We start from the raw sequence: 18,427 nt of genomic DNA on the forward strand, positions 1-18,427 counted from the left end.
AGCTATAACAATAGTTTTTATAAGAAATTAGGTTATACTATTTATATAAAATTTAAAGGAATTAAATATGGCAAAATATGTAGATTTAACAAATGAAAACTTTGATGCGACTATCGCTGAAGGCGTAACAATGGTAGACTTTTGGGCTCCATGGTGTGGACCTTGTAGAATGATCGCTCCAGTGATCGAAGAGCTTGCAGAAGATTTTGAGGGGAAAGCAACTATCTGTAAAGTCAATACAGATGAGCAGCAAGATATCGCAGTAAAATACGGTATCAGATCTATCCCAGCAATTCTTTTCTTTAAAGACGGTGAGTTGGTAGACCAAATGGTAGGTGCAGCTTCTAAAGACGCATTTGCTGAAAAAATCAACGCACAACTGTAAGTTATGCCTATAAGAGGGGGGGAATCTCCCTCTTATAAAACTTCTTTCATATCTATATTTAGATAAAATCTTCTAAAATTTTTAACCAAGTATTTTCATTGTATAATAGGCAGTATTTGATTAAGTATTTTACTTTTTTCAAGGATTCAAAATGTTAGATTGCGCGATCATTGGTGGAGGCCCGGCTGGTCTTACAGCAGGATTATATACCACACGTGGTGGGCTTAAAAATGTTACACTGTTTGAGACGGGTATGCCTGGCGGGCAGATCACACAGAGTTCTGAGATAGAGAACTATCCTGGATTTTTCGAACATGATAAAACAGGTATGGATTTTATGGACACGTGGCAAAAGCAGTGTTTTCACTTTGGTCTTAAACATGAGATGAAAAAAGTAGAAAGTGTAGCAAAAACAGGTGAACACTTTACCATTACACTTGAAGGTGGAGAGACAGTGGAGGCGATGACTGTGATCGTTTGTACAGGTTCTACACCTAAAAGGGCTGGTATCAAAGGTGAAGAGGAATACTTTGGAAAAGGTGTGAGTACCTGTGCTACTTGTGATGGATTTTTTTATAAAGATAAACCTGTGACTGTACTTGGCGGAGGTGATACCGCACTTGAAGAAGCATTTTATCTCTCCAATATTTGTTCAGATGTCTATGTAGTACATAGAAGAGATGAATTTAGAGCAGCACCACCCACTTTAGACAGAGTCAAGAGAAAAGAGAATATACATCTTATCACTAACTCTGTCATAGATGAAGTGCTTGGTAATGCTATGGGTGTCACAGGGGTGAATATTAAAAAGAATGATGGCACGATGACACACATGGATAATACAGGACTTTTTGTATTTGTAGGGAATAATGTGAACAACTCGGTACTTAAAGATGAAAACGGTGACTTCATTTGTGAGATGAATGAGTGGGGACAGGTGATCGTAGATCTTAGTATGAGAACATCAGTAGAGGGGCTTTTTGCAGCAGGAGATATACGTATAGAAGCACCAAAACAAGTGGTTTCAGCAGCAGGTGACGGTTCCATAGCCGCACTTCAAGTAATTTCATATATACAGGAGCAACAATAAGATGGCAAAAGTTGGTATAGTAGGTAGTACAGGTAGAATGGGTGCACACCTGATCAAAAATGTTTTAGAGCATGACGCATTGGAGCTCAGTGTATTACATGTATTTGGTGAACTAAATAGAGAGGTACCATCTGATGTATTGGTGACCAACAGTATGAAAGCAGTGCTTGAAAATTGTGATGTTGTGATAGACTTTTCAGCACCTGCAGCAACACAAGAACTTTGTGAAGAGGCTTTAAAAAACCCTACAGCACTTGTGATAGCAACAACAGGATTCACACAACACCAGCAAAACCTTCTCACAGAAGCTTCAAAAGAGATGCCGGTACTTTATGCGTCAAATATGTCAGCAGGGATTGCTTTGCTCAAACAATTGGTTGAGCAAGTCGCAGCTACACTGGTAGATTTCGATATTGAAATTGTGGAGCAGCACCATAGACATAAAGTGGATGCGCCAAGCGGTACAGCTTTAACGTTGGGTGAGTTTGCTGCGAAAGGAAGAGGATTGGATCTTGATGATGTACGTGTTTCTGGCAGAGACGGTCAGATCGGTGCAAGATCTAAAGACGAGATCGCTGTGATGGCGCTTCGTGGAGGAGATATTGTCGGTCGACATACCGTTGGTTTTTATAATGATGGTGAGTTTTTAGAACTCAATCATACAGCCACCAGTAGAGAGACTTTTTCAAAAGGTGCGATTCGTGCAGCGACATGGATCGTAAATCAAAAGAGTGGTCTCTACTCTATAAATGATTGTTTAGGAATTTAATATGTGTGCAATAGTCGGTGTGTTCGGTGCAAAAAAGGCTTCTACGGTAGCGTATTATTCGCTCTTTTCTATGCAGCATCGCGGACAAGAAGCTACGGGTATTTCCGCAGCCAATGGTAAGCGTATCGCTACGTATAAAAAACGTGGTATGGTTTCAGATGTTTTTTCACAAGAAACACTGGATAGGTTGGATGGCGGGTGTGCTGTAGGGCATAACCGTTATTCAACAGCAGGAAGTGAATCTGCGGGAGATGCACAGCCTGTATTTGCGAAGTATAAGCTTGGAGAGATATCGGTCGTGCATAATGGTAACCTGATCAATAAACATGAAGTAAGAAACGAATTGATAGACAAAGGTGCCATTTTTCAAACCGATATGGATACGGAAAACATTATTCACCTCATAGCAAAATCCCAAAAAGATTCTTTGGTGGATCGTATTAAGGATATGCTGACAAAGATAGAAGGTGCATACTGTTTGGCGATCCAAAGTCGCTCTAAAATGTTTGTGATCCGTGACCGTTTTGGTATTCGTCCTCTCAGCCTGGGTAAACTAAGTGACGGTGGATATATCGTAGCTTCTGAAACATGTGCATTTGATCTGGTAGGAGCAGAGTTTATACGTGATGTAGAACCTGGAGAGATGCTGACCTTTGAAGAAGGAAAAGAACCTGTTTCAGAACAGGTCTTTACACCGGATTTCCACCCTTGTGCTTTTGAATATATCTATTTTGCCAGACCGGACTCTATTATCGATGGAAAAAATGTGTATGAAATGCGTTTAGAAATGGGGAAAAGACTTGCTAAAGAGACACCTGCAGATGTAGATCTTGTACTTCCTGTACCTGATTCCGGTGTAGCTGCTGCCAAGGGCTATGCAGATGGTCTAGGTGTCCCTTTTGAGATGGGTATCGTACGTAATCACTATGTAGGACGTACTTTCATTGAACCAACACAGGAGATACGTGACCTGAAAGTCAAACTGAAACTCTCTCCGATCAAACATTTGATCGAAGGAAAAAAAGTAGCCATTATTGATGACTCACTGGTACGTGGTACGACGTCTAAACAGATCGTACGTATGCTGAAAGAGGCAGGTGCAAAAGAGGTACATATGCGTATTGCTGCTCCTGAGATCAAATATCCATGTCGTTACGGTATTGATACACCAACAAAAATGGAGTTAATCTCTACAAAATACACACCTGAAGAGATCGCCGATAAAATTAATGCCGATTCACTAGGTTTTCTTTCTATTGACGGCTTAAAAGATTCGCTTGGAACCGAAAGAAATTACTCTTTGGTAAGCTTTGATGGAAACTATTTTGCAGGTGGGAATGCAGAGAGCCCAGGTTGTGCTGGGGGCTGTTAAATTAAGAGTGTAAAAGAGTAGCTAACTACCTTTTACATTCATTTAGATTGTGCTTCTCTTTTCATTTTTTTAGAAAAAACGAAACAAAAAATCGTTGTAGCTCTCGAATCACCTCGCTTACAAGGGCGTTCGCTACAACAAGATACACACAATGTGTGATTCATAGTTTTTTATTTAGAACGGCTTTCTTTTTCTTCTATACCACTCAATCCAAATCTTCTTGCTAACTCTTGTTTGACCCTGTCTGGAGAGATATTTCTATAGCCTAATCCTACCAGTGTATGATAGAGAAGGTCTGCAGATTCATAGATAACCTGATCATCACTCTCTTCATCGATAGCTACACAGACTTCATCTGCTTCCTCAAGGATCTTAGAGAGCATCAGTGCTTTATCATCTAAAAGTTTTTTGGTCCATGACTTGGCTTCCGAGGGAGCATTTTTACGCTCTAATATTGTATGGTACAGCGTATCGACTACACCGTATATAGCGTCCGTATCTACTTCTTGGTCTAAGACTATTTTATCTTGCATCACAGAAGTGAAGAAACAGCTTTTGCGTCCTGTGTGACAGGCTACACCATTCTGTTTTATCTTGAGTATCACCGTGTCTGCATCACAGTCAAGAAGCACATCTTTAACTTCTTGGGTATGGTTGGAACTTTCACCTTTTTTCCATATACGTTGTTTGCTTCGGCTGAAGTAGTGGGCATATCCTGTAGAGAGAGTAAGGTTGTACGCTTCTTCATTCATGTATGCGAGCATGAGCACTTCATCGCTCTCATTATCTTGAGCGATAGCAGGGATGAGGGGGTTTTTATTCCAATCTATTTGCATAAGAGAATCTCCATCAGGAAAATATTTGTTCGTATTATAACTATAGTATACATTGGGAGAGCTTTTTTAAGTGTATGGGTCAACATAAACACACCATTAAATTAAGAAATCTTTTAGGATAAATGTTTGATTTTTGAATTATAATGTCACTCCAAATTAGAAAAGCCGAGGAGCTTTTTATGCACAACTGTTTTATCCAATTTCAACTTTATTTGTATACGCTATGATACAGATAAGTACACATATCTATTGTGATCCTTTATTCGAAAGTATAGAGATCGACAATAAACTTTTACCCAATCAATATAAAGATTATCCCTATCTCATTATTAAAAACTTTTTTTCACAAGAAGCTTGTGAGAAATTGGCCTTTCTAGTACAAGAGGATGAGGAAACAAAGAGAAAAGCAAAGGTGAAAAAAGAGGTGTTTAGCGGTATAGTCCAAGCGGGTATTGTAGAAGAGTATCGCAAGACCAATATTTATGAATTAGATACATTTTATCACAACTATTATGATGAACAATTCATTCAGTATAAACCTGTGATAGAAGATTATTTCAATATTGCGCTCACTCTCTCAACCGATGTACAGGTATTGGAATACAAAAAGGGATTTTTCTATGTCAAGCATGCGGATGATTCAAGTGAAATCATTGATAAAGATGAACAAACGATAGGATTTAAAGTAGTAGCACCACAGAGAAAACTTTCAACAGTATTGTTTGCTACAAGTCATGTGAGTAAGGCAGATGAAAAAGCCCTTAGTTTTTCTGGTGGGGAATTGATGTTTAATTATCTCTATGATAAAGGTGGAGAACCTGTTAAGATCAAACCAGAAGCTGGAGACATGATCATTTTCCCCAGCAACCCCTATTTTTCACATGAAGTATTGCCAGTAGAAGAGGGGTATAGACTTACTTTAGTACAGTGGCATGATGCGATATAGTACAATCGCTATGATGGAAGAGGATAGAGGAAAATGAAGGGGTAAGACGTATGGTGGAGAACTCCACCATACTTTAGGGGTTATTGTTGTCCCATTAGACGTTGTTGATCTTTACCTTTTGCATCTACCCAGATGTTTGGTACAGCTCCGCCAGGTGTAAGGAAGATCTGTGCGTCTTTGTTGACTTTAAGCGCTTCGTTAAATTTCGCCTGTGTTTTGATCTGCTCAAGTTGAATAAGCTGTGGTGTAAGTGAATTTGAGATGAGCTTATTTGCTTTGGCTTGCTCTTCTGCTTCGATACGAATTTTATCGGCTTCACCTTGTGCCTCAATACGGTTCCTCTCAGCTTCACCACGTGCAACTTCTGCTGCTCTTTGTGCTTCTTGTTTTGCTTTCTCTTTTTGTTGTTCGGCGATAGTTACATCTTGTTTTGCTATCTGAACTCTTTCAATCTGATCTTTGATCTTTGGAGGAAGGTTAATGGTTCTAAGTTCTACAGATTCAAGGATAACAGGTTGATTAAGAAGTGCATCCACACTCTCTTTTACTTTTACTTCGATTGCTGCAGCAATTTGATTACGCATTTCAGGAAGTTGTTCTGCGGTATATTGACCTACAACATCACGTACGACTTCACGCACTTTAGAATTGATGATCTTCTCCTCCCAGCTTGTACCCCATTTTTCAATCGTTGCCGGTGCAGTTGCTGCTTTCATTCTGTATTGTACAGCAATGTCGATATTGACAGTCAATCCTCTTTTATCCAGTACGGTAATCGCCGGATTTCTTTTGAGTCCCCCTTCAAGATTTCTGTAGGCATCACCCAGTTCACCTGTTCTTACATCAGAGTATGTGATCATTCTGATACGTGTATTGACCGGAATGATCTTTTGTAGCACAGGGACAAAAAAATGCAGTCCGGCTCCAAGAGGTTCTTGTTCAAATTTACCGGTGTTGATCTTGATCCCTACTTCACCAGAGTTGATGATGGTAAAAGGTTTGAGTACAAAAAGTGCAAATCCTAAAATAACGATGATAAACATCCAAGGTGCACCTTTCCCCATACCACTAAGCGGGTTATTAAAGTTGTTCCCACCACCGCTGTTATCATTGTTCATTGAGTTATTACCCGGTTTTTTCTTTTTAAAATAGTCGTTCATATCTGCTGGCATGTGTATCCTTGTTTAGTTAATATAGGTTAAATATTGAATATAGTCAGGGTTTTTACCTGCAACCGCATCAAAATAGGCTGTTTGTAGTTTTTCTGTGATGGGTCCTCTAGCACCTGCACCGATGATACGTGCATCCACTTCACGGATCGGCGTGACTTCGGCAGCGGTTCCTGTAAAGAAGGCTTCCTCAGCGATGTAGACTTCTTCACGCGTAATACGGCGTCTTACAACTTTGATACCCATATCATGTGCTAGATCTATAACAGTCTGCTGTGTAATGGACTCGAGTGAATTGTCACTAGGAGGAGAGATAAGTACACCATCTCTTACCATGAAGAAAGCAGCACCGGATCCTTCTGCGATATACCCATGGTCATCTCTAAGCAATGCTTCATCATAACCGGCTTCAACCGCTTCAAATTTTGCCATTTGAGAGTTTAGGTAGTTTGCTACGGCTTTGGCTTTCCCCATACCAGAAGTGTTAGGTGTTCTTGTGACAGAAGTGATCTTTACACGAACCCCTTTTTTAAGACCCTCTTCTCCAAGGTACGCTCCCCATTCCCACGCAGAGATAGATACATTGACAGGACAGTCCTTATGGTAAAGGCCCATAACGCCATATCCAAGATAAACCAATGGTCTGATATAGGCACCATCAAAGAGTTCATTTTTCTGTAAGAGTTCTACTTGTGCAGCATTCAATTCTTCTGCTGTATATGGTACATCCATCAGTGTCATCTTTGATGAGTTAAGAAGTCTTTGTGTATGTTCTTTGAGTTTAAAGATGGCACATCTTCCGTCGACAGTTTTGTATGCTTTAGTCCCCTCTATGGCACCATTTCCATAATGTAGTGTATGTGTAAGTACGTGTACTTTGGCATCATCCCAAGGTGTGAATTCGCCATCCATCCAGATGTATTTTGATTTGTTCATTATGCTTCGCTCCAAGACTTACCCAAAGGTAGTCAAAATTAATGAATTATTTTATCTAAATTGTGGTTAATGGTCGGTTATCTAAACCTAAGGTATTTGTGATGGTTGATAGTCATTCATGATTATCTGAAATAATACGTATCTATACATGACATTGAATGATTCATTCATGGAAATCATATGATATTGAGTAATAACTATACAGAAATCACATCTCCTATGATGACTCTCATGGTATACTTGTATAATGAATATACAATGACACAAAGAGGAGAGAGAATGAAAGAATTTATTGAAGTGTATCAGGAAAATCAGGAAGATATTGAAAAGTTTATTATGACAACGTTAAAAAACAATGGATCTATTTTAACTGAGTCATCAAAGAATTATAAAAAGACATTCCAAACATTCCCTTCAATGGAACTGCTGTATATCACGGATAAAGACTTTAATCAAACGTCTCCTAATATTTTTAGAAATAAAAAAGATGTATCACAAGAAGGTAAGAACAGAGACTATATGAGTACAAAAGTGATGCAAAAAGATGAAGAATTCTCCATCAGTACCCCCTACATCAGTTCTGCAACGGGGAATACTTGTATTACCGTGATGAAAAAAGAAGAGGATCAATATATCTTTATCGATTTCACACTTTCAGGGTTACTTGGAAGACTTGGATTGGTAGAACTCAATCCAGCGTTCAATAATTTTACACAGTTCTTTTACAAAGCCGTAGGTTTTTCACTCATGGCCTTTGCTTTTTTTGCCATTATATATGCACTGGTTGGATATGCTTCAAGTATCTTTATCGAGGGAGAATTTTCTCTGGATGCACTCTTTAAACCTATCGTTGCACTCACTTTGGGGCTTGCCATCTTTGACCTGGCCAAGACCATATTGGAACGAGAGGTCTTTTTCAAAAATTACAGTAAAGAGAATGAAGATGCCAATGTCTTAACGAAGTTTTCTGTTGCTATTATTATTGCACTTTCTATTGAAGCATTGATGGTCGTATTTAAAATTGCCTTACATGATTATTCACAGATGATACATGCACTCTATCTTATTCTGGGTATTGCATTGATTATTATATCCTTGGGAGTCTATAGTTTTTTATCCAAAAGATAAACTTACTGTATGAGAAAAGAGAATATATACGGCGTTTATAGTATATATCAAAAGTTACTATGATGCCGCTTCTCTCCATCTCACAAGATAAAATATCTAAAAATTCCATTACCTTTTATTCCCAATTTGTTATAATCAAACAATTTTAGAAAGAAGGTACGTCTCATGTCAACTATAGCTCAAGCCAAAATCTTTTTTGGTTCCACCGAAGAAAACAAAGAAGTACAACAGGAACGTCAAAGTCCTTTTGATAGTACAGTTGTAAGCTCTGCACCGGTTTGTGATGAAGAAGATACGCTGAAAGCGCTTCATATTGCCAAAGCTGCAAGTAAAGCCGCAGCCAGATCGCCATTGTCTCAGCGTATTTTATGGCTGGAGGATGTGGCCAAAAGACTGATGGACGAAAAAGAAGCTTTTGCTTTGATGTTGGCCAAAGAAGTAGCAAAACCCATCGCATTTTCACGTGTTGAGGTAGAGCGATGTGTAGAAACAATCAAGATCACTGCAATGGAACTTGCAAATCTTTCCGGAGAAACACTACCTACGGACATTATGCCCAGCGGTAAGAAAACACTGGCGTATTTTAAACGGGAACCTGTAGGGGTTGTTGCGTGTATCACACCGTTTAATTTTCCTTTGAATCTTGTGGCACACAAGATAGCTCCGGCATTGGGAGCAGGAAATGCAGTGGTATTGAAACCTACGCCTGAAGCACCTATGACAGCATATATGTTTGCAAAGCTTTTTGTAGATTCGCAATATGCTATTAAAGATGCCCTTTCTGTGGTATATGGTGACGCTGAAGTGGGTTCAGCACTGGTACAGAGTGATATTCCAAGGGTCATCAGCTTTACAGGTTCTGTACCTGTAGGAAACATTATTACCAAACAGGCGGGGATCAAGAAGGTCAGCCTTGAACTGGGTGGCAATGCTGCAACCTACATAGATAAAAGTGCAGACCTGGCGCTTGCAGCAGCACGTTGTGCTTTTGGTGCTTTTTACAACTCTGGACAAGTGTGTATCTCTCTCCAACGTATCTATGTGAATGAAGAGGTGTATGATGCGTTTGCAGAGTTGATCGCACAAGAGACAAAAAAACTTAAAGTGGGTTCACCTTACGAGGAAGATACATTTATGGGACCACTGATAGACGATGAGTCTAGACAAAGAGCGAATTCATGGATCGCATCCGCTAAAGATGAAGGTGCAAAAGTCATTGCAGGCGGTGAAGAGGTAGAGGGAATATTCCCTCCAACAGTGATGGCGGATGTGACAGATGATATGAAGATCATTTGTGAGGAGGTTTTTGCTCCTATCGTCAGTTTGGTAGCCGTATCTGATTATGAAACGGCTGTGGAGAAAATGAATGACTCACCGTACGGCCTACAGTTTTCTATTTTCACCAATGATCTGAAAATGACACAGGCATTTATAGAAGATGCAGAGTGTGGCGGTGTAGTGATCAACGACATACCAACGCTTCGTTTTGATGTACAGCCTTATGGGGGTGCTAAACTTTCGGGTGTAGGAAGAGAAGGTCCGAAATGGGCACTTGAAGAGTTCACAGAAGTAAAATCAGTTGTCATTTGCTAGGTACGAACAGTAGTTTTTACCTTACAAAATTTAGTTCGATTGTGATACTCTTCATAATTGATTAAACAAGAGAAAATTAAAAAGGATCTTTATGGATTATATGTTTCAACCAGGTTTTTTAGGAACTAGAGCACCACTGTTTATGGATATTGTATCAGTTATTGTTGCATTGTTGCCTTTTTTGATTTATGGTGCAATTATGCTTGCAAAGAAAAAGAATTATAATGCACATGAAAAGGTGCAGAAACTTCTTTTTATTATTTCTGTGCTCGTAGTAGGTTTTTTTGAGTATGGTGTCCGTATGGAGGGTGGTTATAAAAACTTAATGGAGGGTAGTTCTGTATCACATGATTATCTTTTGTATGTACTCATTTTTCACATCATGATCTCTGTCACTACATTGGTTCTATGGATTATTACACTTTATCGTGGTAATCGTGATAAAAAACAATCAACACTTCCAGGACTTTATTCTCAATCACATAAAAAAGATGGACAACGGACTTTTATAGGTATTATATTAACCATGTTGACAGGTGCATGGGTTTATGCGTTACTCTTTGTATTTTAACGATGAAAAAGGTCGCAATTTCCGCTTGTCTTTTAGGTGAAAAATGTCGATATGATGCCACAGACAATAAAAATGAAATACTTTTAGAACAATTAAAAGATACTCAACTCATTCCTTTTTGCCCTGAAGATACTGCCTTTGGTACACCTCGTTCTACAATGGATTTGGTAGAAACACCGCAAGGGCAACAAGCCATATCAAACTTCAATGGAGAAGATTTATCTACTCCTATCATTCAATATGCTACACTGTTTTTTAACACACACCCGGATCTGGATCTGCTTATAGGTAAAGACAGAAGCCCAAGTTGTGGTGTATGTTCTGCAAGACTCTATGATGAAGACAAAAATTTGCTCTCTTCAAAAGAATCAGGTCTTATGGTAAAAGAAGCAATAAAACGAAATATAAGCTGCATAGATGCAGAAGATTTTAGGGGATTAGAATGAGAATAGTATGGATAGTACTGCTAAGTACACTGTTTTTAACGGCAAGTTCAGAGTATACGAATGGTACCAAAGAAGCTATCGTTAAAATCTACACCACTGCAAAGGTACCCAACTATCAAGAACCCTGGAACAGCTCCATGCGTAGCAGTACAGGTTCTGGTGCCATTATAGAGGGTGGGTACATTCTTACGAATGCACATGTCGTAGCCAACCAGTCTTTTATAGAAGTACAGCGTTATGGTCAACGTAAACGTTATATTGCAAAAGTCTATGCAGTGTCCCATCAGGCAGACCTGGCACTCTTAAAAGTAGAAGAGAAAGCATTTTTTGAGGGAGTGAAACCATTGACTTTTGGTTCACTGCCAAAAGTTGAACAAAAAATTGTTGTGTATGGTTATCCTATGGGAGGAAGTACGCTTTCTGCGACGATTGGAGTAGTATCACGTATAGAACATCATACGTATGCACACAGTGGTGAGTCATTTTTGGCAGTCCAGGTTGATGCGGCTGTGAATCCTGGAAATTCCGGCGGTCCGGCACTCTCTAACGGAAAGATTGTCGGTGTAGTGATGCAAATGATCAGTAAGTCTCAAAACATTGGTTACCTGGTCCCTGTGAATATGGTGAAACACTTCATAGAAGACATGAAAGATGGAAAATATGACGGGTTTGCAGATTTGGGATTAGGTACACAAAAACTGGAAAACCCTGCGATAAGACGTTACTATGGTCTTGATGAGAATGTCAGTGGAAAACTGATTGTGAAGGTGGTACATAATTCACCACTTGCAGGAGCATTGCAAGAAGGTGATATCTTAACTGCTGTAGACGGGCATAATGTGGAAAATGACGGTACGGTAGAGTTTAGAAAACATGAGTTTACACACTATCAGCACTTTATAGATGCTTATCAGATGGGTGAAAAGGTAAAGCTTGACATCATCCGAGATGGAAAAAATATGCAAGTCGAAGCAGATTTAAAATACATAGCGGATGATATGTATTTGGTCAAAACAACACGTTACGATACGATGCCCAGGTATTTTGTATATGGAGGATATGTCTTTGCTCCGCTTACCAGAAACCTCATTGTATCTACAAACCGAAACCGTTTAAAATTAAGTTATTTGGCGGGAAAATGGCAAGAAAAAGATAAAAATGAAGTGGTGGTTCTGCTTAAAGTATTGGCTTCTGATATGAGTAGGGGAGACAATGATTTTGCCATGTGGCCCATAGATAAAGTGAATGGTGAACCATTTAAGAACTTTAAAGAGTTTTACGAGAAGATGAACGCTGTAAAAAGTGATTATATTGTTTTAGAAGACAATGATGGGGTTAAAGTGATCATTGATAGAAAAGAAGCGCAAGAAAAACAGAGTGCTATACTGAATAAATATAATATCGAGTTTGATAGATCCATAGATCTAAGAAAATAAAGGGATACTAAGAAAATCATAGAGTATTTCTATACCTTACTATAGCGAACAACGTTATAAAATATGTGAGATCATAAGGTATTAAATCAGCGAAGTGAGTGTCTACTATACCATTGGCACTCCCAAGCCCTTATTGTGTTTTATTCTCATTCATCAATTTTTTCTCCTTTTAATACCTTCTGTTAATGGTCCTTGGCTAAAATCTTACAGAATCATACAAGATTATTAAGTTAATAGAATTACAGTGAAAAAAGGCAGGAGATGTGTAATAGTAATAAATTTCAAGATTTATCAAAACTTTCAAAAAAACTTAATTTGCTCTATTATGAGTATGATAAATATCAAAATTCTTTTTTAGTAGATAGCAGATATGAAAAAGAGACGACTTATCCGGACTTAATTAAACTGACTTATGCACTATCAAAGCATAATATTGGATTTTTTAAAGATGAACGAGCCAATGTAGCCATTTCATCATCAAGGAATTTATTTTCTTCCTTAAAACAAAGAATAAAAAATATCTCTTATGACTTAAAAAGTTTACAAAAAAATATCTATGTTCTTAGTGATAAACAAGTAAGGTATGCTAAAAATCTACCAATGATACAAACAATAGGGATCCATTCTAACATAGACATTACTCAATATGATGCATTGATATTTACATCTAAAAATGGAGTCAAACACTGCGACTCTTTGTTCTCATCTGAATGGAAAAAAATACCCGCATATGCTATTTCAAAAGATACTGCTAAATATATAAAAGAGCTTAAGGGTAAATTGGCTTTCACAGGAAAAGAAAAACATGGAGATGAATTCGCTTATGAACTTGTAGATCACCTAAAAGGTAAAAAGATAGCCTACCTGGGTGCACAATCTATTGTTTCTAATTTGATAGAGGTCCTACATAATAATCATATTCAGTGCGATCATATACCTGTGTATAAAACGGTGTGTAGAGATTACGACAATAAGATAAAACTACCTTCCCATTCTATTATTATATTTTCCTCACCTTCTACAATCGAATGTTTTCTTAAAAATGTTGAATGGGATAAAAGTTTTACAGCCATCAGTATTGGTAGAACGACTGCAAAATATTTTCCTGACTTCATTCATCCTATCATGTCGGACACTCCTTCTTTGAAAAGTTGTGTGTGTAAAGCATTGAGTTTATAGATGAAATTGTGTATACAAGTGTTCAACCTAAGGTAGATTAGTGATTTTTTAGTATGGAAGTTCATATCCTTCTTTAGTAATAAAAGGGAATATAACTGCCAAAATCTCAAACAAAGAACATGTAAGACCATCATATTTTCTTGTCACACCTGCAAACAATAATGTAATATATTTTTACTCACTTTTTTGTATCAACTGTTTTCTTTTTATCTTTAGGTGGTATCAGTCTATCATCTTGACCGATGTGTTTTCTATATTCTAATTCTTTTGGATCTCTTCTCATAATGTGAAAGAACATAAACACATATCCACCGACAACGATAATCAGGACAATAAGACAGAATATTATTATTTTCCAAAGTGGCATACATAACTCCTTCGTTATCTAGTGTTTAATCGTTGCATCCATTAGGTGGAACACCATCTTTTGCATATTTTACTGAGTATGCATAAATGTCTTTCCAGTATTTTTTTTCAATCGTCTCTATCGTAAGTTTTGGACAAATATTTTTTGCTTCCTGTGGAAATTTACCAGTTTCATAGATATGTTCCCACTCTGCTTGTAAGTGATGTCTGGCGAACATAACACCTGAAAATCCGCATTTTTTATAAAAATTCTTTTTATATATGCGTTGCCCTTTTTTTACCCCTGCCATAGAGCTTGTTGGTATACTCATTGATATCAGCAGCGAAAGTGCGACAACTCCGATTACTTTTCTCATATTGTTCCCCTTGATAAGTTTTGATAACAGTATATATTAAAAACGTTAAGCTTAACTTAACGTTTTTAATATGAGTATAAGAAAGATCGCTTATAATAGAAAAGTAAGTAATTTAAATCCAGGAGAGTAATCATAATGATGAAAAAATATATATTTCTAATAGCAGGTGTACTGAGTTTTACGCAGGCACAAGAGTATAAGTCTGTTTTCGACTGCAGTTCAAATAATGCACGTTTCGTGATGACACGTATGAACTTAATAGAAAGAACCATGAATATGATCGAAAAGGATGGTGACAAGGCAAACTTTGCCATTACCCTTCATGGTGGATGTGTCCCTATGGTTTCTGATGTGTATGATGAAATAACCCCTGAGGAGGATATGCCCTACATAAAGATGGCACAGGAGAGTATTATACGATTGTCTCAAACGAAAAAGGTGAAAATTATCGTCTGTGCTATGTCATTGAATGCACATGCAATTGACAAAAAGGAAGTTTTACCTTTTATTCATATATCTAAAAATAGTTTTATCGATACTATCGGTTTACAAAATAAAGGTTATGCACTGATGACATTTAAGTAAATATGTACATCATTTTAGTAGGTTTTCTATGAGACTATTTGATCTTTTTAGTCGTTATTAATACTTCCTAAACTGTTCTAGCCACTCTTTATCTTCTTCACTGAGCTTTCCTACTCTTTCAAGTAGTTTTTTCTTGGTAGCAATAAGATCGTCTATTTCAAGATACGCTAAAAGGGCAGGATTGATGGTTGGTTCTTCTCTGCCATAAGCGATAAGTTTTTCTATATCTGCCAGTAATTCTTCTTTGGTTTGTTTGTTTTCTTTATTCATTTTGTTATACTACCCAAAAAGAAATAATAAAGGATATAGTATGTTAGAAGTAGGAACGCAGGTACCAGATTTTTGTTTACCCAATCAGGATGAAGAGGAAATCTGTTTTAGAGACATTAAAGGAAAGTGGATTGTACTTTATTTTTACCCGAAAGACAACACTCCGGGATGTACAACAGAAGCCTGTGATTTCACTGCAGCACTTCCAGACTTTACAGATTTGGATGCTATCGTTTTAGGTGTGAGTCCGGATTCTCCTAAAAAACACAGAAATTTCATAGAAAAGAAAGACTTAAAGATCACACTGCTTGCAGATGAAGAAAAAGAACTCTGCAATACCTTTGGTGTATGGCAGCTCAAAAAATTCATGGGTAAAGAGTATATGGGTGTGGTACGTTCTACATTTATCATAGATCCAGATGGAAAAATAGCTGCTAATTGGGCAAAAGTGAGAGTTAAAGAACATGTGGATGCTGTAAAAGCCAAACTAGAAGAGCTACAAGCATAACCTGTCATACCATAAAAGGCATCCAGAAGAGGGTGCCTCTGCAAATACCTCCTAAATTTATATTCATTTAAACATCATTGCGGTATAATCGCGTTCCTTATTCTCTATGAGGCTATGAAAATGGCTTGAATAATGGAAATACACATGTAGTTATTCCTTGCACGGTTGTGTGATTCTAAATTTAGAATTGACATTGAGGACTACAGCGGATCAAACCTAGTGATGAAGCTATGCTTTTAACTGAGTTTTTACAATGTAAAAATTCTATTAACGATATACCAAGGAGAAACTTATGGTAACAATGAAAGACTTACTCGAATGTGGTGTACACTTCGGACACCAAACAAGAAGATGGAATCCAAAAATGAAAAAATTCATTTTCGGTGCAAGAAAAAATATCTACATCATTGACCTTCAAAAAACACTTAGATACTTCAAATACACTTACAATATTGTAAGAGATGCAGCAGCTGAAGGACAGACAGTACTTTTCGTAGGTACTAAAAAACAAGCTAGACAAGCGATCAAAGAGCACGCTGAGAGATGTGGTATGCCTTACGTTGCTACTAGATGGTTAGGTGGTATGTTAACAAACTACCCAACAATGAAAAAATCAATCAGAAAACTTGAGATCATCGAGCAAATGGAAGAGACTGGTCAGATCAATCTTTTGACTAAAAAAGAAGCATTGATGCTTAAGAGAAAGAAAGAGAAGTTAAGCTCATACCTTGAAGGTTTCAGACACATGAAAAAACTTCCAGACATGATGTTTGTTATCGATTCTGTAAAAGAACACATCGCTGTTAAAGAAGCAAGAAGACTTGGTATGAAAGTTGTTGCACCACTTGATACTAACTGTGATCCTGATATGGTTGATTATCCAATTCCAGGAAACGATGATGCTATCCGTTCGATCAATCTTTTCTGTAAAGAAATGGCTGAAGCGATCATCGAAGGTAAAGCAGCATACGATGAAGCACAGGGTAATGAAGTAGAAGAAGTAGCGACTAGCGAAGAAGTAGCAGAAGTGATGGCTGAAGCAGCATCTGAAGAAGAAGTTGCAGCATTGGTAGAAGAAAAATCAGCACCTAAAGCTGAGCAAAAAGCTGATGATCTGACAACACTTACAGGTATCGGTAAAGTAGGTAATGAAAAGTTGATTGAAGCAGGTATTACAACGTATGCACAAATTGCTAACATGAGTGAAGAAGAAGCTGCAAACTTTAAAGTTAAAGCTGAAGCAATTGCTGAAGCAAAAGCATTGGCGGAGGCGTAATCATGGCAAACTTTGGACCTAAAGATATCAAAAAACTCAGAGAGATGACTGATGCAGGAATGATGGACTGTAAAAAAGCATTGACTGAAGCTGATGGAGACATGGACAAAGCAGTTGCATGGCTTAGAGACCAAGGTATGGGTGCTGCAGCGAAGAAAGCTGGAAAAGTAGCAGCTGAAGGTGCTATCGGTGTTAAAGTTGAAGGTAATAAAGCAGTGATCGTTGAGATCAACTCTCAAACTGACTTTGTTGCACAGAATGATAAATTTAAAGCACTTATGGATACTGTTGTAAATCATGCATTTGACAACGGTCTTAAAGATGCAGAGGCGATCAATGCTTCAACGATCAACGGTGAGCCATTTTCTGATTATCTTTCACAGCAAATTGCTGTTATCGGTGAAAAACTTGATGTGAGAAGAGCCGCATTTATTGAGGGTGATGAAACTACAGCGGTAAACGGTTACGTTCACTCTAACGGTCAAAATGGTGTGATCATTGAAGCAAAATGTGATTCTGCTGAGACAGCTGAAGCAATGACTCCTGTACTTAAAGAGGTAGCAATGCATGCAGCGGCTATGGCACCAAGTACACTCTCTTATAAAGACTTTGATCCTGCATTTGTAGAAGAAGAGACTAAAGGTAGAATTATTGCTATCGAAAAAGAGAATGAAGAGCTTACTAGACTTGGTAAGACACTGAAGAACATTCCTCAGTATATCTCTATGAGCCAATTGACTGAAGAAGTTATGGCTGCTGCTGAAGCACTTCTCAAAGAAGAGTTGAAAGCAGAAGGTAAACCTGAAAAGATCTGGGACAGAATTCTTCCAGGTAAGATCGAAAGATTTATCTCAGACAACACAACACTTGACCAAGAGCAATGTCTTCTTGATCAGAAATTTGTAATGGATGACAACAAAACTGTTCTTGAATATGTTCAAGAGAAAGCAAAAGCTGCTGGTGGTTCTGCTGATATCGTACATTTTGTAAGACTAGAAGTAGGTGAAGGAATTGAAGTAGCAGAAGAAGATTTTGCCGCTGAAGTTGCTGCACAAATGGGGTAAGGGTCTTCCCTTATTCTTTTTTCTGTCCAAGCTGAGAGCTTGGACAGAGCCTTTCATATTTTTTCCTCTTTCTCTCAATTTACCCATCACATTTTTATGTTAAAATATGCCATGAAGTGGAACGAAATCCACACTTGCAAAATAGT

20 protein-coding genes and 1 pseudogene are annotated in these 18,427 nt (G+C 37.9%); 15 read left to right on the top strand and 6 right to left on the bottom strand.

Annotation, left to right across the window (positions count from 1 at the left end; all coding sequences use genetic code 11):
- Positions 1–67 precede the first annotated feature (67 nt).
- From trxA to purF, 4 genes are all read left to right on the top strand, one after another.
- Positions 68–385 carry a thioredoxin gene (gene trxA / locus LDM93_RS09875; RefSeq protein ID WP_223892243.1) on the top strand — a complete coding sequence of 106 codons (318 nt, stop codon included), beginning with the start codon at positions 68–70 and terminating at the stop codon, positions 383–385.
- Positions 386–536: 151 nt separating this feature from the next.
- A complete protein-coding gene (trxB, locus tag LDM93_RS09880) occupies positions 537–1,475 on the top strand; it encodes a thioredoxin-disulfide reductase (RefSeq protein WP_223892244.1) in 939 nt (312 codons plus the stop codon).
- Between the two features lies 1 nt (position 1,476).
- The gene (dapB, locus tag LDM93_RS09885) at positions 1,477–2,244 is read left to right on the top strand and encodes a 4-hydroxy-tetrahydrodipicolinate reductase (protein ID WP_223892245.1); all 768 of its coding nucleotides are present in this window, start codon (positions 1,477–1,479) and stop codon (positions 2,242–2,244) included.
- A 1-nt stretch (position 2,245) separates the two neighbouring features.
- Positions 2,246–3,616 (top strand): amidophosphoribosyltransferase, encoded by a 1,371-nt coding sequence (purF, locus tag LDM93_RS09890; protein ID WP_223892246.1) that lies wholly within the window; start codon positions 2,246–2,248, stop codon positions 3,614–3,616.
- Between the two features lie 170 nt (positions 3,617–3,786).
- On the opposite strand, the gene hisIE is transcribed toward purF, so the two are convergent.
- Complete coding sequence (gene hisIE, locus LDM93_RS09895; protein ID WP_223892247.1) at positions 3,787–4,452, bottom strand: bifunctional phosphoribosyl-AMP cyclohydrolase/phosphoribosyl-ATP diphosphatase HisIE; 666 nt, start codon at positions 4,450–4,452, stop codon at positions 3,787–3,789.
- A gap of 223 nt (positions 4,453–4,675) precedes the next feature.
- On the opposite strand from hisIE, the gene LDM93_RS09900 reads away from it, so the two are divergent.
- The gene (locus LDM93_RS09900) at positions 4,676–5,398 is read left to right on the top strand and encodes a 2OG-Fe(II) oxygenase (RefSeq protein WP_223892248.1); all 723 of its coding nucleotides are present in this window, start codon (positions 4,676–4,678) and stop codon (positions 5,396–5,398) included.
- Between the two features lie 80 nt (positions 5,399–5,478).
- On the opposite strand, the gene LDM93_RS09905 is transcribed toward LDM93_RS09900, so the two are convergent.
- On the bottom strand, positions 5,479–6,570 hold the full coding sequence (locus LDM93_RS09905) for a prohibitin family protein (protein WP_223892249.1): 1,092 nt from the start codon (positions 6,568–6,570) through the stop codon (positions 5,479–5,481).
- 12 nt (positions 6,571–6,582) lie between these two features.
- Complete coding sequence (locus LDM93_RS09910; protein WP_223892250.1) at positions 6,583–7,503, bottom strand: branched-chain amino acid transaminase; 921 nt, start codon at positions 7,501–7,503, stop codon at positions 6,583–6,585.
- A gap of 279 nt (positions 7,504–7,782) precedes the next feature.
- Between LDM93_RS09910 and LDM93_RS09915 the strand changes: the two genes are divergently transcribed.
- The 6 genes from LDM93_RS09915 (at position 7,783) to LDM93_RS09940 (ending at position 13,856) form a co-directional block, all read left to right on the top strand.
- Positions 7,783–8,631 (top strand): hypothetical protein, encoded by an 849-nt coding sequence (locus tag LDM93_RS09915; protein WP_223892251.1) that lies wholly within the window; start codon positions 7,783–7,785, stop codon positions 8,629–8,631.
- A 165-nt stretch (positions 8,632–8,796) separates the two neighbouring features.
- Positions 8,797–10,224: an aldehyde dehydrogenase family protein gene (locus LDM93_RS09920; RefSeq protein ID WP_223892252.1), complete on the top strand. Its 1,428-nt coding sequence runs from the start codon at positions 8,797–8,799 to the stop codon at positions 10,222–10,224.
- Positions 10,225–10,315: 91 nt separating this feature from the next.
- A complete protein-coding gene (locus LDM93_RS09925; RefSeq protein WP_223892253.1) occupies positions 10,316–10,795 on the top strand; it encodes a DUF420 domain-containing protein in 480 nt (159 codons plus the stop codon).
- Between the two features lie 2 nt (positions 10,796–10,797).
- Entirely contained in the window at positions 10,798–11,241 is a 444-nt protein-coding gene (locus LDM93_RS09930; protein ID WP_223892254.1) for a DUF523 domain-containing protein, read from the top strand.
- Complete coding sequence (locus tag LDM93_RS09935) at positions 11,238–12,677, top strand: serine protease (protein WP_223892255.1); 1,440 nt, start codon at positions 11,238–11,240, stop codon at positions 12,675–12,677. The genes LDM93_RS09930 and LDM93_RS09935 overlap by 4 nt, the downstream gene beginning before the upstream one ends.
- Positions 12,678–12,938: 261 nt before the next feature.
- The gene (locus LDM93_RS09940) at positions 12,939–13,856 is read left to right on the top strand and encodes a uroporphyrinogen-III synthase (RefSeq protein WP_223892256.1); all 918 of its coding nucleotides are present in this window, start codon (positions 12,939–12,941) and stop codon (positions 13,854–13,856) included.
- A 178-nt stretch (positions 13,857–14,034) separates the two neighbouring features.
- On the opposite strand, the gene LDM93_RS09945 is transcribed toward LDM93_RS09940, so the two are convergent.
- The gene (locus LDM93_RS09945; RefSeq protein ID WP_223892257.1) at positions 14,035–14,223 is read right to left on the bottom strand and encodes a hypothetical protein; all 189 of its coding nucleotides are present in this window, start codon (positions 14,221–14,223) and stop codon (positions 14,035–14,037) included.
- Positions 14,224–14,248: 25 nt separating this feature from the next.
- On the bottom strand, positions 14,249–14,578 hold the full coding sequence (locus LDM93_RS09950; RefSeq protein WP_223892258.1) for a hypothetical protein: 330 nt from the start codon (positions 14,576–14,578) through the stop codon (positions 14,249–14,251).
- Positions 14,579–14,716: 138 nt separating this feature from the next.
- Between LDM93_RS09950 and LDM93_RS09955 the strand changes: the two genes are divergently transcribed.
- The gene (locus LDM93_RS09955) at positions 14,717–15,163 is read left to right on the top strand and encodes a DsrE family protein (RefSeq protein ID WP_223892259.1); all 447 of its coding nucleotides are present in this window, start codon (positions 14,717–14,719) and stop codon (positions 15,161–15,163) included.
- 57 nt (positions 15,164–15,220) lie between these two features.
- Here LDM93_RS09955 and LDM93_RS09960 read toward each other — a convergent pair whose 3' ends face one another.
- On the bottom strand, positions 15,221–15,433 hold the full coding sequence (locus LDM93_RS09960) for a hypothetical protein (protein ID WP_223892260.1): 213 nt from the start codon (positions 15,431–15,433) through the stop codon (positions 15,221–15,223).
- A gap of 40 nt (positions 15,434–15,473) precedes the next feature.
- Here LDM93_RS09960 and bcp point away from each other — a divergent pair, with 40 nt between their 5' ends.
- From bcp to tsf, 3 genes and pseudogenes are all read left to right on the top strand, one after another.
- Positions 15,474–15,941, top strand: a complete 468-nt coding sequence (gene bcp / locus LDM93_RS09965; RefSeq protein WP_223892261.1) for a thioredoxin-dependent thiol peroxidase — start codon at positions 15,474–15,476, stop codon at positions 15,939–15,941.
- A gap of 292 nt (positions 15,942–16,233) precedes the next feature.
- Positions 16,234–16,998, top strand: a pseudogene (rpsB, locus tag LDM93_RS09970) (30S ribosomal protein S2); the annotation flags it as partial.
- Positions 16,999–17,219: 221 nt separating this feature from the next.
- Positions 17,220–18,281: a translation elongation factor Ts gene (gene tsf / locus LDM93_RS09975; protein WP_223892262.1), complete on the top strand. Its 1,062-nt coding sequence runs from the start codon at positions 17,220–17,222 to the stop codon at positions 18,279–18,281.
- The last annotated feature ends 146 nt before the right edge of the window (positions 18,282–18,427 follow it).

Origin of the sequence: Sulfurovum sp. TSL6 (genome assembly GCF_019972115.1) — a bacterium.
GTDB lineage: Bacteria > Campylobacterota > Campylobacteria > Campylobacterales > Sulfurovaceae > Sulfurovum.